Source organism: Rhodanobacter sp. C01, assembly GCF_002001045.1.
Lineage (GTDB): Bacteria > Pseudomonadota > Gammaproteobacteria > Xanthomonadales > Rhodanobacteraceae > Rhodanobacter.
Map to the genome: position 1 here is coordinate 257,973 of NZ_MUNR01000011.1, position 25,406 is coordinate 283,378.

Annotated in this window: 22 protein-coding genes, 1 tRNA gene and 1 riboswitch; of the genes, 13 read left to right on the forward strand and 10 right to left on the reverse strand. The window is 63.2% G+C overall.

Going from position 1 to position 25,406, the window contains the following annotated elements; translation table 11 throughout:
* Positions 1-96 precede the first annotated feature (96 nt).
* Together lptF and lptG are read left to right on the forward strand one after the other, a co-directional pair.
* Entirely contained in the window at positions 97-1,203 is a 1,107-nt protein-coding gene (lptF, locus tag B0E50_RS10350; protein ID WP_077441118.1) for an LPS export ABC transporter permease LptF, read from the forward strand.
* Entirely contained in the window at positions 1,203-2,303 is a 1,101-nt protein-coding gene (gene lptG / locus B0E50_RS10355) for an LPS export ABC transporter permease LptG (RefSeq protein ID WP_077441356.1), read from the forward strand. The genes lptF and lptG overlap by 1 nt, the downstream gene beginning before the upstream one ends.
* Positions 2,304-2,339: 36 nt before the next feature.
* Here the strand turns inward: lptG and B0E50_RS10360 are convergent, their stop codons facing one another.
* Positions 2,340-4,130 carry a glucan ABC transporter ATP-binding protein/ permease gene (locus B0E50_RS10360; protein WP_077441119.1) on the reverse strand — a complete coding sequence of 597 codons (1,791 nt, stop codon included), beginning with the start codon at positions 4,128-4,130 and terminating at the stop codon, positions 2,340-2,342.
* Between the two features lie 182 nt (positions 4,131-4,312).
* Here B0E50_RS10360 and ltaE point away from each other — a divergent pair, with 182 nt between their 5' ends.
* The gene (gene ltaE / locus B0E50_RS10365) at positions 4,313-5,332 is read left to right on the forward strand and encodes a low-specificity L-threonine aldolase (protein ID WP_077441120.1); all 1,020 of its coding nucleotides are present in this window, start codon (positions 4,313-4,315) and stop codon (positions 5,330-5,332) included.
* A gap of 33 nt (positions 5,333-5,365) precedes the next feature.
* Here ltaE and B0E50_RS10370 read toward each other — a convergent pair whose 3' ends face one another.
* From B0E50_RS10370 to thiS, 4 genes are all read right to left on the reverse strand, one after another.
* The gene (locus tag B0E50_RS10370) at positions 5,366-7,183 is read right to left on the reverse strand and encodes an SLC13 family permease (RefSeq protein ID WP_077441121.1); all 1,818 of its coding nucleotides are present in this window, start codon (positions 7,181-7,183) and stop codon (positions 5,366-5,368) included.
* 194 nt (positions 7,184-7,377) lie between these two features.
* Positions 7,378-8,088, reverse strand: coding sequence for a tRNA (guanosine(46)-N7)-methyltransferase TrmB (gene trmB, locus B0E50_RS10375; RefSeq protein WP_077441122.1), 711 nt, complete (start codon positions 8,086-8,088; stop codon positions 7,378-7,380).
* Positions 8,089-8,094: 6 nt separating this feature from the next.
* On the reverse strand, positions 8,095-8,895 hold the full coding sequence (locus B0E50_RS10380; protein WP_077441123.1) for a thiazole synthase: 801 nt from the start codon (positions 8,893-8,895) through the stop codon (positions 8,095-8,097).
* 60 nt (positions 8,896-8,955) lie between these two features.
* On the reverse strand, positions 8,956-9,156 hold the full coding sequence (thiS, locus tag B0E50_RS18280; protein WP_077441124.1) for a sulfur carrier protein ThiS: 201 nt from the start codon (positions 9,154-9,156) through the stop codon (positions 8,956-8,958).
* Between the two features lie 243 nt (positions 9,157-9,399).
* Here thiS and B0E50_RS10390 point away from each other — a divergent pair.
* The 9 genes from B0E50_RS10390 to B0E50_RS10430 all read left to right on the forward strand — a co-directional run bounded on the left by B0E50_RS10390 (position 9,400) and on the right by B0E50_RS10430 (position 16,898).
* Positions 9,400-9,473 (forward strand) — tRNA-Gly (locus B0E50_RS10390).
* A gap of 33 nt (positions 9,474-9,506) precedes the next feature.
* On the forward strand, positions 9,507-9,974 hold the full coding sequence (locus B0E50_RS10395) for a RimK/LysX family protein (protein ID WP_077441125.1): 468 nt from the start codon (positions 9,507-9,509) through the stop codon (positions 9,972-9,974).
* A 10-nt stretch (positions 9,975-9,984) separates the two neighbouring features.
* Positions 9,985-10,908 carry a 30S ribosomal protein S6--L-glutamate ligase gene (gene rimK / locus B0E50_RS10400; protein ID WP_077441126.1) on the forward strand — a complete coding sequence of 308 codons (924 nt, stop codon included), beginning with the start codon at positions 9,985-9,987 and terminating at the stop codon, positions 10,906-10,908.
* Between the two features lie 112 nt (positions 10,909-11,020).
* Positions 11,021-11,515 carry a hypothetical protein gene (locus tag B0E50_RS10405; protein WP_139350831.1) on the forward strand — a complete coding sequence of 165 codons (495 nt, stop codon included), beginning with the start codon at positions 11,021-11,023 and terminating at the stop codon, positions 11,513-11,515.
* A gap of 389 nt (positions 11,516-11,904) precedes the next feature.
* Positions 11,905-12,438, forward strand: a complete 534-nt coding sequence (locus B0E50_RS10410; RefSeq protein ID WP_139350832.1) for a hypothetical protein — start codon at positions 11,905-11,907, stop codon at positions 12,436-12,438.
* Between the two features lie 68 nt (positions 12,439-12,506).
* A complete protein-coding gene (locus B0E50_RS10415; protein ID WP_139350847.1) occupies positions 12,507-12,896 on the forward strand; it encodes a BlaI/MecI/CopY family transcriptional regulator in 390 nt (129 codons plus the stop codon).
* On the forward strand, positions 12,896-14,629 hold the full coding sequence (locus B0E50_RS10420; RefSeq protein ID WP_077441130.1) for a M56 family metallopeptidase: 1,734 nt from the start codon (positions 12,896-12,898) through the stop codon (positions 14,627-14,629). Before B0E50_RS10415 ends, B0E50_RS10420 begins: the two co-directional genes overlap by 1 nt.
* A 312-nt stretch (positions 14,630-14,941) precedes the next feature.
* A complete protein-coding gene (locus B0E50_RS10425; RefSeq protein WP_077441131.1) occupies positions 14,942-15,628 on the forward strand; it encodes a response regulator transcription factor in 687 nt (228 codons plus the stop codon).
* Positions 15,612-16,898 (forward strand): HAMP domain-containing sensor histidine kinase, encoded by a 1,287-nt coding sequence (locus tag B0E50_RS10430; protein ID WP_077441132.1) that lies wholly within the window; start codon positions 15,612-15,614, stop codon positions 16,896-16,898. The genes B0E50_RS10425 and B0E50_RS10430 overlap by 17 nt, the downstream gene beginning before the upstream one ends.
* A gap of 69 nt (positions 16,899-16,967) precedes the next feature.
* On the opposite strand, the gene B0E50_RS10435 is transcribed toward B0E50_RS10430, so the two are convergent.
* The 5 genes from B0E50_RS10435 to ahcY all read right to left on the reverse strand — a co-directional run bounded on the left by B0E50_RS10435 (position 16,968) and on the right by ahcY (position 22,457).
* Entirely contained in the window at positions 16,968-17,885 is a 918-nt protein-coding gene (locus tag B0E50_RS10435) for a branched-chain amino acid transaminase (protein ID WP_077441133.1), read from the reverse strand.
* A 53-nt stretch (positions 17,886-17,938) separates the two neighbouring features.
* Complete coding sequence (locus tag B0E50_RS10440) at positions 17,939-18,535, reverse strand: DUF4124 domain-containing protein (protein WP_077441357.1); 597 nt, start codon at positions 18,533-18,535, stop codon at positions 17,939-17,941.
* A 25-nt stretch (positions 18,536-18,560) separates the two neighbouring features.
* Complete coding sequence (gene metF / locus B0E50_RS10445) at positions 18,561-19,385, reverse strand: methylenetetrahydrofolate reductase [NAD(P)H] (protein WP_077441134.1); 825 nt, start codon at positions 19,383-19,385, stop codon at positions 18,561-18,563.
* 78 nt (positions 19,386-19,463) lie between these two features.
* Positions 19,464-20,447 carry a hypothetical protein gene (locus B0E50_RS10450; protein ID WP_077441135.1) on the reverse strand — a complete coding sequence of 328 codons (984 nt, stop codon included), beginning with the start codon at positions 20,445-20,447 and terminating at the stop codon, positions 19,464-19,466.
* 570 nt (positions 20,448-21,017) lie between these two features.
* Positions 21,018-22,457 (reverse strand): adenosylhomocysteinase, encoded by a 1,440-nt coding sequence (gene ahcY, locus B0E50_RS10455; protein ID WP_077441136.1) that lies wholly within the window; start codon positions 22,455-22,457, stop codon positions 21,018-21,020.
* A 43-nt stretch (positions 22,458-22,500) separates the two neighbouring features.
* A riboswitch (S-adenosyl-L-homocysteine riboswitch) is annotated at positions 22,501-22,595 on the reverse strand.
* A 96-nt stretch (positions 22,596-22,691) separates the two neighbouring features.
* On the opposite strand from ahcY, the gene ppc reads away from it, so the two are divergent.
* Positions 22,692-25,400 (forward strand): phosphoenolpyruvate carboxylase, encoded by a 2,709-nt coding sequence (gene ppc / locus B0E50_RS10460; RefSeq protein WP_077441137.1) that lies wholly within the window; start codon positions 22,692-22,694, stop codon positions 25,398-25,400.
* The last annotated feature ends 6 nt before the right edge of the window (positions 25,401-25,406 follow it).

Here is a 25,406-nt window from a genome sequence, read left to right on the forward strand (position 1 = left end):
GGTGGTTCCTGCATGAGCCCGACCATGGCCGGACAGGCTAGACTTGTAGTTTGTCGGCCCGATAGGCCGAATGGGTCAAGCGGACAAGTTTATCGCATGCTGAGCATTCTCGACCGCTATTTCCTGCGCGAGCTGGGGCAAACCGTAGTCGCTACTGCGGTCGTGCTGCTGACCATCATGGCCGGCACCACGTTCGCGCAGGTGCTGAAACAGGTGGCCAACGGCAGTTTTCCGGCCAGCGTGATGTTCCAGGTGCTGGGCCTGCAGATGATCGAGGGCCTGCCTACGCTGCTGCCGCTGTCGGCCTTCCTCGGTGTCCTGTACGGACTTGGCCGCATGTACCGCGAAAGCGAGATGCATGTACTGGCCTCCTCCGGCATGGATGCGCGTGGGTTGCTGCGGCCAATGGCGCTGCTGGCGCTGGTGCTTGCCGTGCTGGTGGGGGTGGTGTCGCTGTGGCTGGGACCGTGGGCTTCGCGCACTTCAGACGACCTGGTGGCTGCCGCGAACCGTTCGGTGATCGCCGCCGGCCTCGACGCAGGCCGTTTCACCGAGCTTTCGGGCAAGGGCGGCATCATCTTCGTCGACACGCTGAGCCGTGACGGCAGCGTGCTGGGCAACACCTTCATCGCCACCGAGCGCGTGAACAAGGACGGCAGTCGCCAGCTCAAGCTGATCACCGGCAAGCATGGCCGGATGTATCAGGAAAGCAATGGCGAGGACCGGTTCCTGGCGATATACGACGGCTGGCAATACGAGGTTCCGCTGGGGGCCGACAACTGGCGAAAGATGCAGTACGAGCGCAATGACAGCTCACTGTCCAATGTGCAGTCCAACGACAACACCGAGGATCCTGCAGCAGGCCTGGACACGCTCGCCCTGCTGCATATCGACACCGCCGATGCGCGCGCCGAGTTCGCCTGGCGCACCATCGCACCGGTGATGAGCCTGGTGCTGCTGATGCTGGCTCTTCCGCTCTCTCGGCAAAGTCCGCGTGAACCGCGCTTCGGCCGGCTCCTGCTGGCCGTGCTCGGTTTCTACATGTACTTCCTGCTGCTGGAATTGTGCCGCGCCCAGATCGCCAAGGGCCACTGGCATCACTCGACGCCGATGTGGCTGCTGAGTGTGCTGGTGTTCGCGCTTGCCGCCTGGATGTTCCGCAGTCATTACGTCGCGCGCAAGCCGCGCAAGGTAGCTGCATGATGGCCGCCTTGCGGATCAAGCGGGTCGATTGGCTGGTGGGCATCACCGTGCTCAGCTCGCTGATGGTGGTATGGCTGGTATTGACCGGATTCGATGCGGTCGTGCAGTTCCTGCGCCAGCTCGGCAACATCGGCAAGAATGGCTACACGCTCACCAATGCGGTGGTCTACGTGCTGGTGACGACGCCGCGCCGGCTGTACGAGATGTTCGGCAATGCGGCCCTCATCGGTGGCCTGCTCAGCCTGGGTGGCCTGGCTGCCACCGGCGAGCTGACCGCGCTGCGCGCGACCGGCATGTCCAAGCTGCGCATTGCGACGTCCGCTGTGGGTGTGGTCACGCTGCTGATGATCGGCGTGGTGATCCTCGGCGAGACAGCTGCGCCATGGGGTGACCAGCAGGCGCAGGCGATGCAGTTGCGGTTGCGCTCCGGCAACATGGGCATGACCGCCAACAGCGGTCTGTGGGCGCGTGATGGCGATCGCATCATCAATGCCAAGGGCAGCATCCTGCGGCAGGTGGCTGGCCACGACGCGGTGCAGTTGATCGATGTGCGCGTGTTCACCTTGACCGCCGATGGCCAGCTCAGCCGTTTCGACTGGGCAAAGACCGCCGAGCATGACGGCAAGCAATGGGTACTCGACCAGGTGCGCAGCAGCACCCTGGATGCGCAGGGCGTGCATACCACCACCGCGGCCAGCGAGCGCTGGGATTCGCGGCTCGATCCCCACGTGCTGCAACAGTCACTGATCCAGCCGCAGTACCTGCCGATGCGCGACCTGCGCAGCAACATGCGCTACATGGAAAGCAACGGCGAGAACCCGGGCGTGTATGCGATCGCGTTCTGGGGTCGTGCGTTGTATCCGCTCAATGTGCTGGTGCTGGTGCTGTGCGCGATGCCGTTCGCGTTCGGCGCGCTGCGCTCGGGTGGCCTCGGCAAGCGCATCTTCATCGGCATGCTGCTGGCGATCGGCTGGTACTTCCTGCAGAAGGCCATGGTCAGCTTCGGCACGGTCTATGGCATTCCGCCGTTGCTTGCCAACCTGTTGCCGGCGGTCGTGCTTGCGCTTGCCGCGTGGCTGTATTTCCGCAGGAACGGTTGAGCGTCGCTGCCATGGTCGAGTTGCCATGGCAGCCACTCAATCCAGCATGGCCAGCGATTCGGCAGTTTCCATGGTGACATTGGCGGCTGCAGGCGCATCCGGCGCGAATGTGCCCCCCTCAGCCAGTCGTGCGAACAGGCCGCCCTGTCGCACCAGTTCGTCGAAGCGCCCCTGTTCTACCAGCCGGCCCTGATCCAGCACCAGGATCAGGTCGGCGTTGCGCACGGTGGAAAGCCGATGCGCGATCACGAAGGTGGTGCGGCCTTGGGTTAGCGCATCAAGTGCACGCTGGATACGGGCTTCGGTGGCATTGTCGAGCGCGCTGGTGGCTTCGTCGAGCACCAGGATCGGCGCGTCCTTCAGCATCGCGCGGGCAATCGCCAGGCGCTGGCGCTCGCCGCCGGACAGGGATCGGCCGCGTTCCGCTACCAGGGTCTCCAGACCTTCCGGCTTGTGCGCGATGAAGGTTGCCGCTTCCGCTGCAGCAACTGCCTTCTCGATCTCGGCGAGGTCGGCGTCGGGTTTGCCCACGCGCAGGTTGTCGAGGATCGAGCGGTAGAACATGCCTGGGTCCTGAAACACCACGCCGATATTCCGGCGCAGCGAATCGAGCGTGACCGCGCGGATGTCGTGGCCGTCGATGGTGATATGTCCGCCGGACGGATCGTAGGCACGGTAGAGCAGGCTGAGCGCGGTGGTCTTGCCGGCGCCGGTGGGGCCGACCAGGGCGATCGTGCTGCCGGCCGCGGCATGGAAACTCAGCTCGTGCAGTGCCGGCTGCACCGGGTCGTAGCCGAAACTGACCTGATCGAACACCACCTCGCCGCGCACGCGCGGCAATTCGATCGCATCGGCCGCCTCGACGATCGCCGGGCGCTGGTCGAGCACGAAGAAGTAGTCCTGCAACGACTGGGTCTGGAAAAACAGGCCGGAGATGAAACTGGCGAACTGCTCCAGCCGACCGATCAGCATCAGCGAAAAACCGACAAAGCTGACAATGCTGCCGACGCTCACCTCGCCGCGCGCATGCAGCGACGTGCCGAGTGCGAAGATCGCCACGATGGTCAGCGTGCTGGCCGCCCGGTTCAGTACCGACAGGATCGCCCAGCCGCGCAGCACGGGATACTGCGCCGCCAGCACGCGCGTCATCATCTCCTTCAGCGCAGCGGCTTCGGCGCTGAGCCGGGTGAAGCTCTGCACCACGGTGACATTGCCGAATACGTCGCCGGCGCGGGTGGCGATCTCGTGGTGCAGTTCCTCGACTTCACCCTGCGCCTTGTGCGTGCGCTGCACCGCGATCGCGTTGGAGACCGCGAAGCTGATCATCAGCGCGATCATCAGCAGCGCCAGTTTCCAGTTCATCGCCAGTGCGACCGGGATCATCACGAAGATCGACAGCAGGGTGGCGAGGTGCTCGCGGAAGAAGCTCAGCCAGAGGTTAAACAGGTTGCTGACGCCGTTGTTCATGATTCGCGCGAGCCGCCCGGTATGGTGCTCGCCATGGAACGCCAGCGGCAGCGCCGCGGCATGCTCGAAGAACGCAGCGATCGCGGCCAGCCGGCGCCGGTGCGCGAGGCGATCGGCATGCAGTGATACCCACACACTGGCCAGCACGCCGCCGAAACCGGCCAGTGCCCACAATGCGATCAACCGCGGTGCGTGGCTGGAGTCCGGTGCCGCCAGCGCGTCGACCACGCGGCCGAACAGCATCGGTTCGAGGAAGTACACGCCAGCCAGTGCGAGATTGGCCAGCGCCAGCGTGATCGCCAGCTTGCGTTCGGGTGCGAGCAGGCCAAGCACACGCATGTAGAGACGCAGGATCGACACGTTGGCAGAACCCCTGGGTGCCTGATTTCATTATCGCGGACCTCGCCATGCTACTACTTGAATTCGGCCGGCGAGTTCAAGGCCGGATCGGATCGCCGGTTGGGTGTTTACGGCGACGCCGGGTTGCTCACGTGCGCGCGACCGATCAAGCTGGCGTGGTTCCCCGATCGAGAGGCTTTGCCGTGGATGTGATCGACCTTCGCAGCGACACCGTGACCCGTCCCACCACCGCGATGCGTGCGGCGATGCTGGCCGCCGAGGTCGGTGACGACGTCTACGGTGAAGACCCCACGGTCAATGCGTTGCAACAGCGGTTGGCCGATGATCTTGGCTTCGACGCCGGGTTGTTCGTGCCCAGCGGCACGCAATCCAATCTGCTGGCGTTGCTGGCGCATTGCGAGCGTGGTGACGAATACCTGGTCGGCATGGATGCGCACACCTACAAGTTCGAGGGTGGCGGTGCAGCCGTGCTGGGCTCGATCCAGCCGCAGCCGATCATGCAGGCAGCGGACGGCAGCCTGCCGCTGGAGCGCATCGAGGCGGCGATCAAGCCGGTCGATCCGCATTTCGCACGTACCCGCGTGCTGGCGCTGGAAAACACCTGGCACGGCCGCACGCTGCCGCTTGACTACCTGACTGCCGCGCATGACGTGGCGCGCTCGCATGGACTTGGCCTGCATCTGGACGGTGCGCGCCTGTACAACGCCGCGGTGGCCTGCGGCGTACCGGCCCGCGAGATCGCACGGCATTTCGATACGGTGTCGATCTGCCTGTCGAAGGGCCTGGGTGCGCCAGTCGGCTCGGTGCTGGTTGGCTCGCATGCGCTGATCGACAAGGCACGGCGCTGGCGCAAGGTGACCGGCGGTGGCTGGCGCCAGGCGGGCATCCTTGCTGCCGGTTGTCTGCACGCGCTGGATCACCACGTGGCACGACTGGCCGAGGACCACCACCGCGCAGCGTACCTGGCTGGTCGCCTGCGCGAGATCGGCGGCATCAACCTGCTCGGTCAATACACCAACATGGTCTTCATCGATGTGCCGGCTGCGCGTCTGCGCGAGCTGGACGCTCATCTGAAGGAAGCAGGCATCCGCATCAGTATCGGTTATCTGCCCACGCTGCGGCTGGTGACGCATCTGGATGTCGACGATGCCGGCATCGAGCGCACGGCCGATGCATTCGCGGCATTCTTCAGGCAGCACTAGGCGGCTGCCAGGCAATGCATCGGATCGCCGCGCTCAATGGAACAGCAGGTTGATCGCGATCAGGGTGACGACGAGCACCAGCAGGGTCAGCGGGGCGCCGACACGCAGGAAATCCTTGCCCTTGTAGCCGCCGGGGCCGGTGACCATCATCAGCGCAGGATGGCCGGAGCTGAGCAGGAAGGTGTTGGACGAGGACACCGCCACGATCAGTGCATACGCCGATGGATTGCCGCCGGTGGCGACCGCCACGCTGATCGCGATCGGCACCATCATCACGGTGGCGCCGACATTCGACATCACCTGCGAGAACAGCAGGGTGAGGATGGCCAGGCACAACTGCAGCAGCCAGTGCGAATGGCCACCCAGATGCTGCAGCACTTCCTGGGCGATCCATGCGGCGGTGCCGGTGGAATCCATCGACCAGCCCAGCGGAATCAGGCAGGCAGTCACGAAGATCGTCTTCCAGTTGACCGCCTTGTAGGCCTCGTCCATGTTCAGCACGCCGGTCAGCAGCATGCCGATCGCGCCGGTCATCATTGCCACCGACAGGTCGAGGTTGGTGAACAGCGCCAGGCACTTGGCCAGCACGAAGAAGCCCACCGCCTGCCAGATCTTGCCGGGGCGCTGCTCCTCCTTCGGGATGTCGGTGACGACGACCAGATCCTTGTCCTCGGCCGCCAGCGAAAGATCGCGCCAGTTGCTGTGTAGCACCACGGTGTCGCCGGCACGCAGAGTCACCGCGCGCACATCGTCGCGGAACACCTGCTCGCCACGGGTCACTGCCAGCACCGAAATGCCGAAGCGCTTGCGCAGGCGCAGATCGCCCACGGTCTGCTTGATGAAGCGCGAGACCGGCGGAATCACCACTTCGGAAATGCCGGCGCGGGTCGGGTTGAACAGCTCGCTAAGCTGGCGCATGCGGGTCGACAACCGACACAGCTGGTTGTTGGCAAACTGATTCAGCTGGTCGCGTGGGCCGAGCACACCGAGCACCGAACCGACCCAGATCACGTGATCGGCCGGAGGGGCCATGCGCGCATCATTGCCGCTCTTGATGGCCAGAATCAGCGGTGCACCGTGCAGCTGCTCTACTTCGCCGATGCTCATGCCGACCAGCGGGCTTTCCGCGGTGACGGTGAGTTCGGCAGTTTCACCACCGATGCCGTAGGTCTCGGCGAAATAGCTCTCGGTGCGCCCGGGTGTCACCTTCAACCGTTCGTCCTCGTGGCCGGGCAGCAGCTTGCGGCCAAAGAAGTAGAAATACGCCACGCCGACCAATGCCAGCGCCAGGCCGACCGGAGTGACGCTGAACAGGCCAAACTTCGGGATCGTGTGCGCGCCCGGTGGCAGGTTCACGTTGGCGCTGGCAATCAGGTCGTTCAGCACGATCAGTGGCGAGTTCGCGATCAGCGTGGTGTTGGTCGCGGTGAGGATGCAGAACGCCATCGGCAACAACAGTCGCGACAGCGGCACACCGGTACGCGCGGACAAGCGGCTGCTGACCGGGATCATCAGTGCGGCCAGCGCCTGGCTCGGGATCACCGCGCTGAACAGGCTGGCGACCAGGTTGATCACCAGGCCCAGGCGCGATTCCACGCCGCGCGCCATGCGCATCACGAAGCGCGCGGTGAGGTTGAGCACGCCGGCGCGGTCGAGGCCCTCGCCCATGATCATGATCGCGATGATCGCGATCACCGCGTTGCCGGCGAAGCCATTGAACACGCGGTCGGACGGGATCAGCCCGGTGAGGCCGATCGCCACCACCACCAGCAGCGCCACCATGTCGGCGCGAATCCATTCCAGCACCAGCATCAGCATGGTGAAACCCACCAGCCCGAGTACCAGGATCATTTCGGGGGTGAGCGAGAGTCCCACTAGCTGACGTCCCGCAAGGGCAGCTGGCTATGGCGGATACGGCGGGGCAGTGGAAGCTTCACGCTGCGTCGATTCGTCCCTGTGTGGATTGCCGCAGTATAAGCGCGCCGATGCGGTTGCTGGTGAACCTCGACTGCATGTTCGACCGGATGACGACTTGCTCAGGTCTCTCAGGTCTTGCAATAAAGCAGATCCCACACGCCATGACCGAGCTTCAGGCCGCGTCGCTCGAAGTGTGTCTCGATGCGCCATGCAGGCTTCTCGGCATACTGGCCAGGGCCGATCGCGTTGCGCCAGTCCGGTGCGGCCTCCATCACCTCGAGCATGTGTTCGGCATACGGCTGCCAGTCCGTGGCCAGATGCAGCAGGCCGTCCGGTGCCATGCGCGAGGCGAGCAGGGCGATGAACTCCGGCTGGATCAGCCGGCGCTTGTTGTGGCGTTTCTTGTGCCACGGGTCGGGGAACCAGATGCGCGCTTCGGCCAGCGCGCCCGGTGCGATCTCGTGTTCGAGCACTTCCACCGCGTCGTGCTTGTACAGCCGTACGTTGCCGGCGTCGCGTGCGGCCAGCGCATTCATCAGGCGGCCGACACCGGGGCCATGCACCTCGATGCCGAGAAAGTCGCGCGCCAGGTCGTGCTCGCTGGCCCAGGCCAGCGCCTCGCCGTTGCCGAAACCGATCTCCATCACCAGCGGCGCGTGGCGGCCGAAGTTCGCAAGGAAGTCGTGCGGCGTGCCGCGATAGTCGATGCCGAAGCGCGACCACAGCGTGTCGAACGCACGCTGCTGCGCCGGCGTCATGCGGCCCTCGCGCAGCACGAAGCTGCGGATGCGGCGCATGTATTCCGGTGCGCTGTCGTCGTGGTCGTGATGTTCGCTCATGTCCGCTCAGCCGATCGTGCCGTCGATGGGGCTGGACGCCGAGGCATAGCGCTTGCGTGGAATGCGTCCGGCGCGGAACGCGGCGCGGCCGGCCTGGATCGCCAGCTTCATCGCATGCGCCATCAGCACTGGATCCTTCGCGCCGGCGATCGCGGTGTTCATCAGTACGCCGTCGCAGCCCAGTTCCATCGCGATCGCCGCGTCGGAGGCCGTGCCCACGCCGGCGTCGACGATGATTGGCACCTTGGCATGCTCGATGATCTCCAGCAGGTTGTAGCGGTTCTGGATGCCAAGGCCCGAGCCGATCGGCGCGGCCAGCGGCATCACCGCGACGCAGCCGATGTCCTCGAGGCGCTTGGCCAGGATCGGGTCGTCGCTGGTGTAGACCATCACCTCGAAGCCGTCGGCAACCAGGATCTCGGCCGCCTTCAGTGTCTCCACCACGTCGGGGAACAGCGTGCGCTGGTCGCCCAGCACCTCGAGCTTCACCAGCTGATGTCCATCGAGCAGCTCGCGTGCCAACTTGCAGGTGCGCACCGCGTCGACCGCGTTGTAGCAGCCGGCGGTGTTCGGCAGCAGCGTGAACTGGTCCGGCGGCAGCGCATCGAGCAGGTTCGGCTGGCCTGCATCCTGGCCGATGTTCACGCGACGGATCGCCACCGTGACGATCTCGGCGCCGGCGGCCAGTGAGGCCGCGCGGGTTTCGTCGAAATCCTTGTACTTGCCGGTACCGGTGAGCAGGCGTGAGCCATAGTTCCTGCCGGCGATGATCAGCGGATCGGCGATGTCGTGGGTCTTGCGATTCATGGCGATGCCTTGGATGCGGGCGTGCGTGGTGATAGGACGGTGATGCGGGACGACGAATGCTCAGCCGCCGCCGATGGCGTGGACGATTTCGAGCTGGTCGCCATCGGTCAGGATGTGGCTGGCATGCAGGCTGCGCGGCACGATTTCATGGTTGAGTTCCACCGCCACACGGCGACCTGCGTAGCCGGCTTGCTCCAGCAGCATGGCAACGGTGGTGGCGGGGGCGCAGTCTCGCGGCTGGCCATTGAGCGTGATGTGCATCCGCGCATTGTAGCGGCTGTGGCGGTGAGTACCGATTGGGAGTGCCGGGTGCCTGCGCGAACATTCCGGTCGGCCTTGGGCTGGCTGCCGCCGCGGGCAGCGGGTTGCCAAGCTTTATTCTTCCGGCTTTGATTCATCCGGCGCTAGGCTGGTGACAGCAGCATTCGGTGCCGTCGTGTCCGGCGAGGGAGTAGTCAAGCAGTTCCAACCACGCGAATCCCGGGTTACCATCCACAGACCCAAGCGGGTGTAGCTCAATGGTAGAGCTGTAGCTTCCCAAGCTACTGACGAGGGTTCGATTCCCTTCACCCGCTCCACTCCGCGATCTCCACTGAGCAATTCCGAACCCTATGGCGGATCTGATCACCACGGATCTGGTCACCTTGGGTTGGCGCGAGCGGCTGGCGCTTCCGCAACTTGGCATCAATCTGCTCAAGGCCAAGCTCGATACCGGCGCGCGCAGCAGTTCGTTGCATGTCGATACCCTTGAGGAGTTCCAGCGCGACGGCGTGACCTGGCTGCGCTTCACCATGCATGTTGGTCGGCGCCAGCCGGTGCATATGAGTTGCGAGGCGCCAGCGCTGGATCGACGCGCGGTGACTGATACCGGCGGCCGCCGCACCGAACGATGGTTCATCCGCAGCGAGGTGCAGTTGGCCGGGCAGCGCTTCAGCACCGACATCAACCTGACCAATCGGCGGCATATGCTGTTTCCGTTCCTGCTCGGGCGCAGCGCCCTGAGCGGGCGCTTTGCAGTCGACCCGGCACGTTCCTATACCCAGTCGCGACCACAGACGGTGGCCAGCGACCTTCCATGATGGCCCCTGTATGAAGATAGCGATCCTGTCGCGCAACACGCGCCTCTATTCAACCAAGCGGCTGGTCGAGGCGGGGCGCGAGCGCGGCCATGTGGTGCGCGTACTCGACCCTCTGCGTTGCTATGTGCGCATCGCGCCGGGTGCGGTGGCGATCCGCTACAAGGGCAAGGAAGTCCGTGACATCGATGCAGTGATCCCTCGCATCGGCACCACCAGCACGTTCTATGGCACTGCCGTGCTGCGGCAGCTGGAAATGATGGGCGTGTACACGCCGAATCCCTCCGACGCCGTATTGCGCGCGCGCGACAAACTGCGCTGCCTGCAGATCCTCGCCGCACAGGGCATTGACATGCCGGTTACGGTGTTCGGCGACAACCCGGACGACACCGCTGACGTGCTGGCCCTGCTTGGCGATCCGCCGCATGTCATCAAGCTCAACGAGGGCAGCCAGGGCACCGGTGTGGTGCTGGCCGAGAAGCGTAGTGCGTCGCAGAGTGTGATCGAGGCGTTCCGCGGCTTGTACGCGAACTTCCTCGTGCAGGAGTTCATCGCCGAGGCGAAAGGCAGCGACCTGCGCTGTTTCGTGGTCGGCAAGAAGGTGGTGGCGGCGATGCAGCGCGACGCGAGCCCGGGCGAGTTCCGCGCCAATCTGCATCGCGGCGGCACGGCGATGACCGCGACGCTAAGCGCAGAGGAAAAACGCATCGCAATACGCGCGGCCGGAGCGCTGGGACTGGGTATCGCTGGCGTCGATCTGTTGCGCTCCAATCGCGGGCCGCTGCTGCTTGAGGTGAATTCCTCGCCCGGTCTGGAAGGGATCGAGGCCGCCACGGGTATTGACGTGGCTGGCGCGATCATGGATCTGCTGCAGGCGCAGGCTGGTGACACGGCGCCAGGTACGCGTATGCGCCGGAGCGCATTACGAAACGTTTAGTACGAAGATCTTCGTTGACATTGTTCCGTTAGCTGACCTAGCATCCACCGCAGGATGATCGGGCGTCGGGTGTTCCCCGCCGGGACACGGCCTGACCGGGGGAGGGTGAGGCATGAAATGGAAGCCTTGGTTGATGGGTGTAGTTGTGGCGGCAGCGCTGCTGCAGGCGAATGCGGTTTGCGCTTACAAGACAGAAGTCCTCGTAAAGGCGGATAACAAGGACGACTTCGCGACACTGGTTGTGGCCGTGCGTCAACAGATGCAGCCTGGGGGGCGCTACGAATTTGTCGACGCACATGAGCGCGAGACGGTCGAGACGAATCTGGCTGCCATGCAATCGTTGCTGGATAAATACGGCACAGTTGCGCAGATGGATATGAACACGAAAATACAGCTTTTCAACGATCAGGAAGTCGTCAACGCCATTCTGACGCGGAGAGACGACGAACGTTTGGTATGTGAGTCGGTACCTCCCTTGGGGTCCCATATATCGAGGACGAGCTGCCGCACTTACCGCGAAATAGAGATAGAGCGTCGCGATACCCAAAATTTGAAGATGCAAATGTTGCAGGTGCCGGCACTGAGGGGTAAACCGAGAAATGGTTGAGCGGGGATCCATTCGTCATCGCATGACGAGCAGTTCAATACGCTGGCATCTCAATGCAGGGCCGTCGGCATGACGGCCTGATCCGGCCTGGCCCGCACCAATGATGGCGAACTGGAGATCCTGCGTGTCGAAAAGTTTGTAAGCATATCGCCCCGATGTCTGCCGCGGTTACACCGCACGCTGAGACTTTTTCAGGTGAAGCATTCCAGGTGCTCGTCGCACGCTGCGAAACATCCTGCAGCTTGTTGAACAGGCTTCAAGATGGTGGACCGCACGGACGCGCCATGGGCATGTCAGTCGGCGCAATACATTACGAAGCAATTAGTACGAACATCTTCGTTGACAGTTCTCGGCCAGCTGACCTAGCATCCGCTGCAGGATGATCGGGTGTGGGTGTTCCGCAGGAACGCGGCCCGATCCAGGGAGAGTGGGGCATGAAATTGAGGTTCTGGCTGGTGGGTGTGGTAACAGGTATGGCGCTGCTGCAGGCGAGTGCTGTTTACGCCTACAAGACGGAAGTCGTCGTCAAGGCGGAGAACAAGGACGATTTCACTGCGGTTGTGGCGGCCGTGCATCAGCAGATGCAGTCCGGTGGACGCTATGAATTCGTCGATCAGAATGAGCGCCAGAAGATCGATGCGAGCTTCGCCGACATGCAGTCGCTGTTCGACAAATACGGTACCGTTGCGCAGATGGATCAGAACACGAAAGTCCAGCTGTTCAACGACCAGGAGGCAGTCAACGCGATTCTGACCCGCCGTGACGACAAGCGGCTGGTATGCGAGTCAGTGGCACCCATCGGTTCCCATATACCGAGGACGACCTGCCGCACTTATCGCGAGATCGAATTGGAGCGTAGCCAAACCCAGCAAATGCAGCAGCAAATGCTGCAGGTGAACACCCCCAGAGGTGGCAAGGGTTGAACGTATGTGGTCTGTCATCGTCGTGATGGCAGACCATGACATCAGAGAACCGAGGTGTCGGCGTGAAGATGCAATCCTCAACCAGTCCCAGACCTACCGAGGGTGAACTCGAGATCCTGCATGTCTTGTGGACCCACGATGCGTGTACCGTGCGCGAAGTGCACGATGTACTTCGTCCCGATATCGGCACGGGCTATACCACGACACTGAAGCTGCTGCAGGTGATGCATGCCAAGGGACTGGTCGAGCGCGATGACGCGCAGCGCGCGCATGTATATCGTGCAGCGGTCAGCAAGGAGCGCACCCAGAAGCGGTTTCTGCTGGACATGGTACAGCGGGTATTCGAGGGATCGTCATCGCAACTGGTGTTGCATGCGCTTGGCAGTCAGCATGCCAGTCGCCAGGAGTTGCGTGAGATCCGCAGCCTGTTGAACAAGCTTGACAAGGATGCATCGTGATGGACGCGCTGCAGGTAATGCTTGCCAGTGTCCGGGTGGTCGGCTGGACGTTGCTTCACTCGGTCTGGCAGGGTGCGTTGCTAGGGCTGCTGTACGCATTGGTGCGCAGCCTGCTGCCTCGGGGCGAAGCGCGTTACCGTTTCGGCATGGGTATCTTGCTTGCACTTGCCATGTGTCCGCTGCTGACCCTGTGGCGGCTGCTGGAGGCGGTGCCGTCGATCACGTCGATACCCGCGGTTATGGTGAACTCTGCGATGGATGGCGCCAATGTCATGCACGGCACGACTCGGCGGGCATGGGGGGGGAGTCTGGATGCCGTACTGCCGTGGCTGGTACTGGCATGGTCATGCGGTGTGCTGTTGTTGTCGCTGCGGGCATGGAGGCAATGGCGGGGGTTGAAGGCACTCGTGCGCATGGCCGGGCTGATACCGGAGTGGCAAGCCCGTGGCGTCGCGATGGCAGCGCGCTTCGGGCTGCGCAGGCATGTCACGGTATTGTGCAGCAAGGTCATAGGCACGCCAGCAGTGGTTGGCTGGGTGCGTCCGGTGATCCTGTTGCCGTTGGCTGTCGTGTGCAATTTCCCGGCGACGCAGATCGAGTTGATCCTTGCCCATGAGCTGGCACATTTGCGGCGATGGGATCCGTTGGCCAACCTGTTCCAGGTCGTACTCGAGACATTGTGCTTCTATCATCCGGTGGTGCACTGGGTATCGCGCGAAGTACGCAATGAACGCGAGATCTGCTGCGACGAGCTGGCGCTTTCGATCAGTGGCGGTAGTCGACGCGAATTCGTGACGGCGCTGGCCGAGCTCGGTGAATTGCGCGAGCGACATGCTTCACTGCTGCTTGCAGCCAGTGGCGGTGTATTGCTGGACCGCGTTCAGCACATGGTGCTGCCGGAGCGCAAGAGTGCACCGATACGCACGCCGGCGCGCTTTGTGGCCATGCTGCTTGGCGTCGCACTGGTGGCGCTGACCCTGCAACTCGAGTGGAAACAGAGTTACCTGCAACGGAACCTGGCGAATGCAGTGACGCAATTTCAATCTGCGTGGATGTCGCACGATCTGTCGCTGGCCCATGTCGATAGCCACTGGCATCCGACCGATCTTGCGTTGAGGCACGCCGAAGCGCTACGGCCACTGGATGGCGCGCAAGTCATGCCGGATAGCACGGACATCGGCATCGTGTTGCCGCCGGCCATGCCGACTGCCGTATTGCCATCGCGGTTGCCGTCACTGCGGATTGCGGATCTTGCGCCGGTACAGCAGGCCAGACCGGTAGTGGCAGCCGCCGCTGAGCCGGATGTTTCTGCCGGGCAGGCACCCATACCCATCAGGATTCGACAGCCGGTTTATCCGAATGTGGCGCTTGTGGGCGGCATCGAGGGGCAGGTGGTGATCGAATTCGGTCTCTCTGCCGATGGAGATGTGGAGGATCCCCGGGTGGTCAGCGCCCAGCCGGCAGGTGTATTCGACCAGGCCGCGATTGACGCACTGCGCGCATGGAAATATGCATTGCCGGGGACAGCTGCTACGTCCCGGCGGTATCGTCAAGCCATTGCATTCACATTGAATGCGGGTAACCCAGGTAGTACGAATTCAGGGTTGCGGGCCGACAGGAAGATTCAGCCGCAGCCCTATTGCCAAGTCGTTACCGGAACGCACATTTGTCGCGAGCCCGACGCAGCGGGAGTTCGTGCCAGTTCGGTAGTCGACAGGGCGGTTGGCTTCTGAACCGGGATCGTCCGAAGTGCTTAACGGCGAAGTGAGTGCCGGTTAACTGCACCATAACCCGGTGTCCCCTATAAAGCAGGTACTGTTTTTTGCACGGCACTTCAACCGCTGCAGGCGGGTGACGGCAGATGATGGTATCGGGGCAGTAGCTTGGGCCCAGATGCGACGACGGCGAGTCGTGCATCTGGGCCTTTTTCTTGCCCGCATGATGGCGCGTTCAGTTTTGTTCCGCCGGCGACGCGCTTCATTCACGCAAGCTTGTTAAGCTTGCATCTTCGGCCGTCCCGTGTGTCGGCTGCGCAGGAGTAACACATGCGCGTACTGGTGATCGAAGACAACAGCGATATCGCGACCAACATCGGCGATTATCTGGAAGATCGTGGCCACGTGGTGGATTTCGCGGGTGATGGCGTGACCGGCCTGCATCTGGCCGTGGTGCACGATTTCGACGTGATCGTGCTGGATCTGACGCTGCCCGGCATGGATGGTCTGGAGGTGGCGCGCAAGTTGCGTCACGAGGCGCACAAGCAGACGCCGATCCTGATGCTGACCGCGCGCGATGCGCTGGAGCAGAAGCTGACCGGCTTCGAATCCGGTGCGGATGACTACATGACCAAACCGTTCGCGCTGCAGGAGTTGTCCGCGCGGCTGGAAGTGCTGGCGCGCCGAGGCAAGGGTCCGCAGAGCCGCGTGCTGAAGGTGGCTGACCTCACCTTCAATCTGGATACGCTGACGGTGAACCGCGAAGGCAAGTCGATCCAGTTGAACCCGATCGGCCTGAAGCTGCTGCAGGCGCTGATGGAAGCGAGTCCGTCGGTGGTCACCCGGCAGGACCTGGAGCAGCGCGTGTGGGGCGAGGAACTGCCGGACAGCGATTCGTTGCGCGTGCATATCCACGGCCTGCGCGCGGCGATCGACAAACCGTTCGAGAAGCCGCTGATTCACACGCGGCACGGCATTGGCTATCGAATGGTCGAGCCGGATGCAGTCCAGGCGTAAGCTTCGTTTTCGATTGATCGTCTCCTTCGCGCTGTTCGGCTTCGGCCTCAGCGCGCTGTTTGCCGTGGCTGCGTTGAACATCCGTTCCCGGGTGGAGGATCAGTTGGTCAATGCCAGCCTCCTCGATGATGCGCAGTACGCGAACCGATATGCACAGAAGCATCCCGAAGGTCCGGGGGTCGGTTCACGTCTGCTGATCGGAATGACCAAGAGCGAGCGTACATTGTACAAGGCTCCGCTCGATTGGCAGAACCTCGACACTGGCGTTCATTCGATCATCGAGATGGGTGATGACGGTACTCCCCATCACTACAAGCTGGCGGTGTTCCGCGAAAACGGCATCATCAGTTTTGTTCGTTACGACGTCTCGCGCGAGGAGCTTGGCAAGCGCCAGCTGGTGATCAGCGTGATCGGCGCCGTTTGCGTATTCGGCCTGCTTTCGCTGGCGATCGGCTTGTGGCTCTCGCGCAAGGTGTTGAAGCCAGTCACGGAGTTGGCCAATCGTCTGCGTGATTTCCGCAAGGCGGGCAAGGCCGAGCCGCTGGCACCGCATTTCGCCGATGATGAAGTAGGCGAGCTGGCGTATGCGCTGGATGAATATTCGGAGCGGCTCACCGCGATGGTCGAGCGCGATCGCGAGTTCAACTCCGACGTGAGCCATGAATTGCGCACGCCACTGGCGGTGATCGCCAGCACCACCGAATTGTTGCAGGGCTCGCCTGATCTCAGCGAGAAACTGAGCGAGCGATTGAAGCGCATCGAACGAGCCTCACGCCAGGCCACCGAGCTGATCGAGGCGCTGCTGCTGCTGTCGCGCGCGGAGCGGCGGGGCCCGACTCGCGGCGAAACGACGGAGGTCGGCAAGGTTGCCGCAGACGTGATCGAAAGCCAGCGTCCGCAGATGCGTGGCAAACCGCTGACCATCGACCTCGCTGTTAGCGAACCGGTCAGCATCAATGCCCCAGCTTCGGTGCTGTCGGTGGCGTTGACCAACCTGATCGGCAACGCAATCAAGTACACACTCGAGGGCAATGTGCGGGTCGAAGTCGGCAGCGGACGCATCGAGGTGATCGATACTGGCCCTGGCATCAAGCCGGAGGATGCCGAGCGCCTGTTCCAGCGTGGCGTGCGCGGCGAGGGTGCGGGTGGCAGCGGTGCCGGCCTTGGCCTGGCGATCGTGCGTCGATTGTGCGAGCTGTACGGTTGGGATGTCTCGATGCGCCCACGCAGCGATGCGAATGGCGCGATCGCCAGCATCGTGTTCAATTGATGCTGATCCGTAAACCCTGAACGAAAATGCCCCGCTTTGCGGGGCATTTTCGTTGCGATCACCCTGGTTTCAGACAGATTCCAGCCAACCCCACTTGTCGTGGGTGCGACCATCGAACAGGCCGAAGAACAGCTCCTGCAGACGGCGCGTCACCCGGCCGGCCGTGCCGTTGCCGATCTGCTTGCCGTCGACCGATCGGATCGGGGTGACTTCGGCGGCGGTGCCGCACATCAGGATCTCGTCGGCCAGATACAGGTATTCGCGTGGCAGGTCGCGCTCGATCACTTCGATGCCATCTTCGCGTGCCAGCGTCTTCAGCGTGTCGCGGGTGATGCCGGTGAGGATCGAGGCGCTGGCAGGCGTGGTGTGCAGCACACCGTCGAATACCAGGAACAGGTTCTCGCCTGCACCCTCGCTGAGCAGGCCGCTTGAGGCCAGCGCGATGCCTTCGCCGAAGCCGAGGCGGCGCGCCTCGCGCGCGATAAGCTGGCCGGAGAGATAGTTGCCGCCGGCCTTGGCGCCGGCCGGGATGGTGTTCGGCGCGAAGCGCTGCCAGCTGGAAACGCAGGCGGTGATGCCGTTCTCCAGCGCCTCCGGCCCGAGGTACGGGCCCATCGGCCACGCTGCCACGGCAACGTCGATCGGCGTTTCGGCGGAGAGCCCGAAACCACCGAGTCCACGATACGCGACCGGGCGCAGATAAGCGGCGCCGAGGCCGTTCTTCTGGATCACCTCGCGGCAGGCAGCCGCGAGTTCATCGGCCGAATATGGCAGCACCATGTCGTAAATCTTGGCGGACTGATAGAGCCGATTCAGGTGATCGGTAAGCCGGAAGATCGCTGCGCCATCCGGTGTGGCATAGCTGCGGATACCTTCGAATACCGACGAGCCGTAATGCAGCGCGTGCGACATCACGTGTGCAGTGGCCTCGGCCCACGGCTTGATGTGGCCGTTCTGCCAGATCCACTCGGGGTATTGCTGCGCCATGTCGGTTCTCCAATGGGGACCGCCTATGATAGCCGCTGGAGGTCGAGCCGGCGTCAATCTGCACTGCGCAGCCACAGGCAGCCGGCATGGCGCACGATGTCGAAACGCAATTCATGCGGGTTGCCGCTGTCATCCATGCCAGCCGTGTGCAGCACCAACTGATTGTTGTTGGGTGAGGAGTTGGCGGGTGGATTGGAGGCAAACGGGGCGGTACTGCTGCTGTCCGGAGGCGGGTCGCCGCGGTCGCCGTTATCGGATCCCGGGTTCTCGGCAGGACTGACATCGAGCAGTGGTTGCCTCATCGCCGAACCGAGCGATCGGATGTCCGCAATCACCGCGCCGCGGCCATAGCCGCTCCATAGCATCAGGCCCGCCATCCGGTTCGCGTCGCGACTGGCGAACGCATTGATCACGCTTTGCCGCAATTCATCGAGATTGGCTGCGCAAAGGACGGGCAATGGCTGGGCCGCCGTGGTACTGCTGGCCGCCGCCGGGGGGCTGACGGGCGTGCCTTGCAATGCGCTGCAGGGCTGGTCCGTGAACAGCGGATTGCCATCCGCACCGATGCAGCGATGGATCGGGTTCTGCGTCATCCCGGGCACGGCCCAGGCGAGCAGGGTGAGGCTTAGCAGGAGAGACGGCAGGCGCATCGCACCAGCATACCTGCCCGCCAACTCAGGAAAGTTGTTGCAGCACCGACTGCGTCGCCCTGGCACGGTTGAGCGTGTAGAAATGCAGACCCGGCGCACCACCGTCAAGCAGGCGGCGGCACAACTGAGCCACCACCTCAGCACCGAGTGCACGCACCGATTCGGCATCGTCGCCATGCGCCTGCATGCGCTTGGCGATCCAGCGTGGAATCTCCGCGCCGCACATGTCGGAGAAGCGTTTCAGCTGGCTGTAGTTGGCGATCGGCATGATGCCCGGCACGATCGGGACGTTCACGCCGAGCCTGCGCACGTCGTCGACAAAGCGGAAATACGCATCTGGATTGAAGAAGTACTGGGTGATGGCGCCATTCGCGCCGGCATCGATCTTCGCCTTGAAATGCTGCAGGTCGCGCAGTGCATCGTCGGCCTGCGGGTGGGTTTCCGGGTAAGCGGCCACCTCGATGTGGAAGTGCTCGCCGCTGTGCTCACGGATGAAGGCCACCAGCTCGGAGGCATAGCGGAAGTCGCCCGCCGTGGCCATGCCGGAAGGAAGATCGCCGCGCAGGGCGACGATGCGTCGATAACCAGCAGTGCGGTAACCATCAAGCAGTTCGGTGATCTCCGCCCGTGTACCACCCATGCAGGACAGGTGCGGTGCCACGTTCAGTCCGTGCTGCTGGTGCAATCGCGCCACGGTGTCGCCGGTATAGCTGAGTGTGGAGCCGCCGGCGCCGAAGGTGACCGAGGCGTATTCCGGCTGGTACGACTTCAGTGCCTGTGCGGCCCGATCGAGTTGGGTACGCTGCTCATCGGTCTTGGGTGGGAAGAATTCGAAGCTGATCGCCGGCATCACGCGGGTTCCTGGTGAACGATGTTGATCAGTATATATCTCTATCTCGCGATGAAGCGATATAATAATGCGGAGCGATCACTCCTGGTTTCCGAAACGCCGCCTTAGACGATGCGCCAATAACTGCCCGACAACGGACAGGCCCGGGCTGGGATCGTCGAAGCGAAAGGAATGGTAGTGAGCGCGCGCCCACTGCAGCAGAATCCTGGACATGGGCCCACGGGCTGCTGCGTCCTGTGCCCATACCGTACCGATGTCCCTGTGCAGGTCGACGCAACCGGCGCCGGCCGCATAATTTCTGGACGCAACCGTCACCGGCAGCCCCAGCGCATCCTGATAAGCCATCTCGCAGACATTGACGCCACAGCAAGCAGCGAATTCGACATAGGTCCAGGCGCGCGTGTTGACTTCGAGGATGCGGAACTGGCCGTCCCTTGCATCGCGTTTGAATTCCGCGCTGAAGATACCGCGGTAATCCAGCCTGGCGAGCAGTGAGGCCATGTTGTCGACCGGTGCTTGCAGGTGATCGATCGGGATGCTCTGGCAGTAGGAGCTGTTGCCGAAATCGGGCGGAGATATGCGAATTCGCCGACGTGCGAACAGGCCGGTCAACGCGCCACTCGCATCACGGAAGCCGTCGACGAAATAGTGATCGGCGGATGAGCCCGGTACGTATTCCTGTGCCATCAGCATGAAGCCTTGGTCGTGCAGCTTCTGCCAGGCCGCGTAAAGGTCATCTTTTCGCTTGACCCAAATGCCCTTGACGCCGGTGACATCGCTGAACTTCTGCGAGTTGACCGGCTTGATGAATACCCGGTCGAGCGAGTCGAACGGAATCGCGTCGATATCGGCGGCGGAGTCGATGCGGAACGTGGGTGGATGCGGAATGTCCGTGCTGTCCAGCAACGCCGCGAAGCGCGACTTGTCCTGCAGGATTTCCTGCGACAGGCGTGAGCTGGTGCTCACCCGGAAGCGTGCGCCCAATTCGGTTTGCGGCAAGTCGGCCAGCCACAAGGCCGCATCGTCGGCGCCCGGGATCAGGACCGCTTCTGCGAGCGGCATCTCGCGCAATGCGTCATTTGCATCTGGACCGAGCGAGCCATTCCATGCCCTCGGTCCAGGTGTGGGGCGGTACCAACGTGAGCGCGTTACATGGTCGCCCGGTGGGCAGGCCACATACGCGGGCACGCCAGCCATGTGCAGGCAACGCAAAATTCCCAGCGCAGTCGGGCCGCGGCCCAGCACGATCGCGGGCACGCGGCGATGATCAGGAGCCCCCATTTTCCCATCCCGATGGTAGAAACAGGCATCATGTATACGCTACAAGCCGATGCTTGAAAATGGACCCAAGTATTTGTAAACAAAGCGAAAAAACACGACGCAAGAATCAGCGCGAGTCGATGGTCATGCACCCTTAAATTGCGTTGCATTCGCAAGCTATCTCGGATTCTGGACGGTCCGCTGACTGCCGCTGACAGACATGAATGCCTTTGCAGGAAGACATCGAGTCATTGGAATGGCCAGAACGAATTCGGCGTCGCAGTGATGGATGTCAAAGGCAAAAAAAGCGCGCGGCCCGAGGCCGCGCGCTTCTTGATGATCCCTTGCCACATCCGATGGCAGGGACAGGACTCAGTAGCGGTAGTGATCCGGCTTGTACGGACCTTCCACGGCCACGCCAAGATAGGCGGCCTGTTCGGCACTGAGCGTGGTCAGCTTGACGCCGATCTTCTCCAGATGCAGGCGCGCGACTTCCTCGTCCAGCTTCTTCGGCAGGATGTAGACCTTCGGCTCGTAGGTGTCCTTGTTCGCCCACAGGTCGATCTGCGCCAGCGTCTGGTTCGAGAACGAGTTGGACATCACGAAGCTCGGATGGCCGGTGGCGCAGCCAAGGTTCACCAGGCGACCTTCGGCCAGCAGGAAGATCGCACGGCCGTCCTTGAACACGTACTTGTCGACTTGCGGCTTGATGTTGATCTTCTCGACGCCGGCCATCGCGTTCAGTGCATCGACCTGGATTTCGTTGTCGAAGTGGCCGATGTTGCAGACGATGGCCTGGTCCTTCATCGACTTCAGGTGCTCCAGCGTCAGCACGTCCTTGTTGCCGGTGGTGGTGACGTAGATGTCGCCGCGACCCAGCGTGCTCTCGACAGTATTGACCTCGAAGCCTTCCATCGCCGCCTGCAGAGCGTTGATCGGATCGATCTCGGTGACCACCACGCGTGAGCCGTAGGCACGCAGCGAATGCGCGCAACCCTTGCCGACATCGCCATAGCCGCAGACCACGGCGACCTTGCCGGCCAGCATCACGTCCATCGCGCGCTTGAGGCCATCGGCCAGCGATTCGCGGCAGCCGTACAGGTTGTCGAACTTGCTCTTGGTGACCGAGTCGTTGACGTTGATCGCCGGGATCAGCAGCGACTTCGCCTCGGCAAGCTGGTACAGGCGATGCACGCCGGTGGTGGTTTCCTCGGAGACGCCCTTCCAGTCCTTGACCACGGTGTGCCAGTAACCCGGACGCTCCTTGTGCACGCGCTTGAGCAGGTTCTTGATCACCTGCTCCTCGTGCGAGGAAGCCTTTTCGTCGACCCACGTCGAACCGTTCTCCAGCTCGTAGCCCTTGTGGATCAACAACGTCACGTCGCCGCCGTCGTCGACCACCAGCTGCGGGCCAAGGAAGCCGCCCTTGCCATCGGGGAACGACAGCGCGTCCAGCGTGCAATCCCAGTACTCCTCAAGCGTTTCGCCCTTCCAGGCGAACACGGGCGTGCCGGTCGCGGCGATCGCGGCAGCGGCGTGGTCCTGGGTCGAGAAGATGTTGCACGAGGCCCAGCGCACGTCGGCACCGATGTCCTTCAGCGTCTCGATCAGCACGGCGGTCTGGATCGTCATGTGCAGCGAGCCGGTCACACGCACGCCCTTCAGCGGCAGGGTGGCGGCGTGCTTCTTGCGGATCGACATCAGGCCCGGCATCTCGTGCTCGGCGATGTCCAGTTCCTTGCGGCCCCAGTCAGCGAGCGAGAGGTCGCGGATCTTGTAGTCGTGGTGTGCTTCTTTGGTAACGGCGTTCATGGATGTCTCCGGTTAGTGCGAGGCCCTAAGGACTCGCATACAAATCAACCGGGCGCCGTTGTGGAACGTGCCGCGCCGAGCCTGGCCGCCTACTACGGATGGATCCGCAGTCGAACGGTCGCAGCGCCCCTCGGCGGGCAGTACAAGCCGGTTATTGTAGCGGCAGATGCCGTTTGATGCCTCCTGCGCCCGGATTGGGTAGGCTGGCCGTTCACCTTGCACTGGAGTCACCGCGTGGAAGAAGAAAGTCGCGAATCCGAATTCCTGTCGCACGACGGCCCCCTGCGCGAGGATGTCAGCCGGCTTGGCACCATGGTCGGGCGCATGCTGGCCGAGCAGGGCGGCACGGCTTTCTTCGAGCGGGTCGAGCAGGTGCGTATCGCGGCGATCCGCCGGCGTCGTGAAGGTGCCACAGTCAACGAGCTGGCTGATTCGCTGGCCGGCCTGCAGGCCGAAGATGCCGAAGCGCTGGCGCGTGCCTTCGCCACTTATTTCCAGGCGGTGAATACGGCCGAGCGGGTACATCGCATCCGCCGCCGTCGGGATTACCAGCGTGAGGGCAGTGCAGCGCAACCGGAATCGTTGCTGGACGTGCTGGCCCGGCTGAAGGCGCAGGGTGTCAGCGCGGATGAGCTGATCGGCTGGCTGGATCGGCTGTGGATCGAACCGGTGTTCACTGCGCACCCGACCGAGGCGGTGCGTCGTTCGCTGCTGGAGAAGGAGCAGGCGATCGTGCGCTCGCTGATCGACGGTTTCGACCAGAACCGCACGCCGCAGGAGCGCAAGGAGGACGACGACCGCATCTACATGGCGCTGTCCTCCGGCTGGCAGACCGCCGAGGCATCGCCGGTGCGGCCGAGTGTGCAGGACGAACACCACCACGTCGGGTTCTACCTGGCCAACCCGATCTACCGCATCGTGCCGGCGTTCTACGAGTCGTTGGCGGAATCGCTGCAGGCGGTCTATGGCGTGGCGGCGAAGCTTCCGCAGCTGCTCGGCTTCGCGACCTGGGTCGGCGGCGACATGGACGGCAATCCCAATGTCGGTGCCGACACCATCGCTGCCAGCCTGGCGACCCAGCGTGCCCACGTGATCGAGCACTACATGGCTGATGTGGCGGGACTGGCACGGTTGCTCAGCCAGACCGAAGGCCGCGTGGCGGTCGATCCGCGCCTGCAGCAGCGGCTTGACGATTACCGCACACGTTTTCCAGTGGCTGCACAGAAAGTGCGGCCGCGACATGCCGACATGCCTTATCGCAGCCTGCTCACGGTGATCGGTGCGCGCCTGGAAGCGACCCATGCCGACGATCATCCGGAAGGCTATACGGCTGTTTCGGAGCTGCTCGATGATCTGCAGCTGATCGTCAGCAGCCTGGTCGATCATCATGGCCTGCATGCCGGCGCCTATGCCGTGCAGCGCCTGATCCGGCGCGTGCGCACGTTCGGTCTGCACCTGGCGCGGCTGGACGTGCGGCAGGATTCGCGGGTACATGACGATGCACTGGCGGCGCTGCTGGAGAATGCGGAATGGCCGCAGCTTGCGTCCGACGCACGCACGCAGCAGCTGCGCGGCTACGCCAGCGGCAATGATCGTTTTCCGATCAGCCGTTCCGCCGTAGTCACTTCGCTCTACGATGTGTTCGCCACCCTGGGTGATGCCCGACGTCGCTATGGCAGGGAGGCACTCGGCCTGTACATCATCAGCATGACGCGCTCGGCCGCGGATGTACTGGCGGTATTGGCACTGGCGCGTTACGGCGGCCTGGTCGAGAACGGCAGCGTTCCTCTCAACATCGCTCCGTTGTTCGAGACCGTCGACGACCTGAAGAATGCACCGACCACCTTGCGCGCGCTGCTTGCCGATCCGGTCTATCGGCAGCATCTGGCCGCACGCAACGACCAGCAGTGGGTGATGCTCGGTTACTCGGATAGTGGCAAGGATGGCGGCACCCTGGCTTCGCGCTGGGGTCTGCAGCGCGCACAGGTGGAATTGCTGGAGGTGGCCAGTGAGGCGGGCATCCAGCTGGCGTTCTTCCATGGCCGCGGTGGCTCGGCCAGCCGTGGCGGTGCGCGTATCACACCAGCCTTGATGTCGTCGCCGCGCGGTGCGGTGGCGGGCGTATTGCGGGTGACCGAACAGGGCGAGGTGATCCATCGCAAGTACGGCATTCGCGCGCTGGCGTTGCGCAACCTGGAACAGACCGTCGGTGCGGTGCTTCACGCATCCCTGCGTCCACGCGAGACCGAGTCACGCGAGGAGCGCTGGCGCGAACAGATGAACCGGTTGTCGGTGAACAGCCGGCAGGCCTACCGCGCCTTCGTCGAGCGCGAACATTTCGTCGACTACTTCCGGCACGCCACGCCGATCGACGTGATCGAGCGGATGACGTTGGGCTCGCGTCCGGCCAGCCGGCGCAGCATGCGCGGCGTCGAGGATCTACGCGCGATCCCGTGGGTATTCGCGTGGACCCAGTGCCGCTCGATCATCACCGGCTGGTACGGTCTGGGCACGGCGCTGGAGCAGGGTGCCGCCGAATTCGGCGAGGCGGAACTGGCCGAGATGGCGCGTGACTGGCCGTTCTTCAGCAATATGCTCGATGACGTCGAGATGGTGCTGGCCAAGTGCGATCTCGATATTGCCGAGGCATTCTCGAAACTGTCAGGCTCGTTGCACGATGAGTTCTTCGACCTGATCCGCAGCGAGTTCGAACGAACCCAATACTGGGTGCTGCGACTCAAGAACAGCAACGCCCTGCTGCAGGGTGATCCGCGTCTTGCTGCCTCGATCCGCCTGCGCAATCCCTATGTTGATCCGATGAGCCTCATGCAGGTCGACCTGCTGCATCGCTGGCGTGCCGGTGACGGCAAGGACGATGCACTGCTGCAGGCGTTGGTCGCCTGCGTCAACGGTGTGTCGCAAGGGCTGCAGAACACCGGTTGAGCAATG

Bases quoted from the DNA above. Each gene is read 5' to 3' on its own strand.
- lptF (WP_077441118.1), top strand. From the start codon at position 97: ATGCTGAGCATTCTCGACCGCTATTTCCTGCGCGAGCTGGGGCAAACC.
- lptG (WP_077441356.1), top strand. From the start codon at position 1,203: ATGGCCGCCTTGCGGATCAAGCGGGTCGATTGGCTGGTGGGCATCACC.
- B0E50_RS10370 (WP_077441121.1), bottom strand. From the start codon at position 7,183: ATGATCCTGGTACTCGGGCTGGTGGGTTTCACCATGCTGATGCTGGTG.
- trmB (WP_077441122.1), bottom strand. From the start codon at position 8,088: ATGAGCGAACATCACGACCACGACGACAGCGCACCGGAATACATGCGC.
- B0E50_RS10380 (WP_077441123.1), bottom strand. From the start codon at position 8,895: ATGAATCGCAAGACCCACGACATCGCCGATCCGCTGATCATCGCCGGC.
- thiS (WP_077441124.1), bottom strand. From the start codon at position 9,156: ATGCACATCACGCTCAATGGCCAGCCGCGAGACTGCGCCCCCGCCACC.
- B0E50_RS10395 (WP_077441125.1), top strand. From the start codon at position 9,507: ATGGCGGATCTGATCACCACGGATCTGGTCACCTTGGGTTGGCGCGAG.
- rimK (WP_077441126.1), top strand. From the start codon at position 9,985: ATGAAGATAGCGATCCTGTCGCGCAACACGCGCCTCTATTCAACCAAG.
- B0E50_RS10405 (WP_139350831.1), top strand. From the start codon at position 11,021: ATGAAATGGAAGCCTTGGTTGATGGGTGTAGTTGTGGCGGCAGCGCTG.
- B0E50_RS10415 (WP_139350847.1), top strand. From the start codon at position 12,507: ATGCAATCCTCAACCAGTCCCAGACCTACCGAGGGTGAACTCGAGATC.
- B0E50_RS10420 (WP_077441130.1), top strand. From the start codon at position 12,896: ATGGACGCGCTGCAGGTAATGCTTGCCAGTGTCCGGGTGGTCGGCTGG.
- B0E50_RS10425 (WP_077441131.1), top strand. From the start codon at position 14,942: ATGCGCGTACTGGTGATCGAAGACAACAGCGATATCGCGACCAACATC.
- B0E50_RS10430 (WP_077441132.1), top strand. From the start codon at position 15,612: ATGCAGTCCAGGCGTAAGCTTCGTTTTCGATTGATCGTCTCCTTCGCG.
- B0E50_RS10435 (WP_077441133.1), bottom strand. From the start codon at position 17,885: ATGGCGCAGCAATACCCCGAGTGGATCTGGCAGAACGGCCACATCAAG.
- B0E50_RS10440 (WP_077441357.1), bottom strand. From the start codon at position 18,535: ATGCGCCTGCCGTCTCTCCTGCTAAGCCTCACCCTGCTCGCCTGGGCC.
- metF (WP_077441134.1), bottom strand. From the start codon at position 19,385: ATGCCGGCGATCAGCTTCGAATTCTTCCCACCCAAGACCGATGAGCAG.
- B0E50_RS10450 (WP_077441135.1), bottom strand. From the start codon at position 20,447: ATGCCGCTCGCAGAAGCGGTCCTGATCCCGGGCGCCGACGATGCGGCC.
- ahcY (WP_077441136.1), bottom strand. From the start codon at position 22,457: ATGAACGCCGTTACCAAAGAAGCACACCACGACTACAAGATCCGCGAC.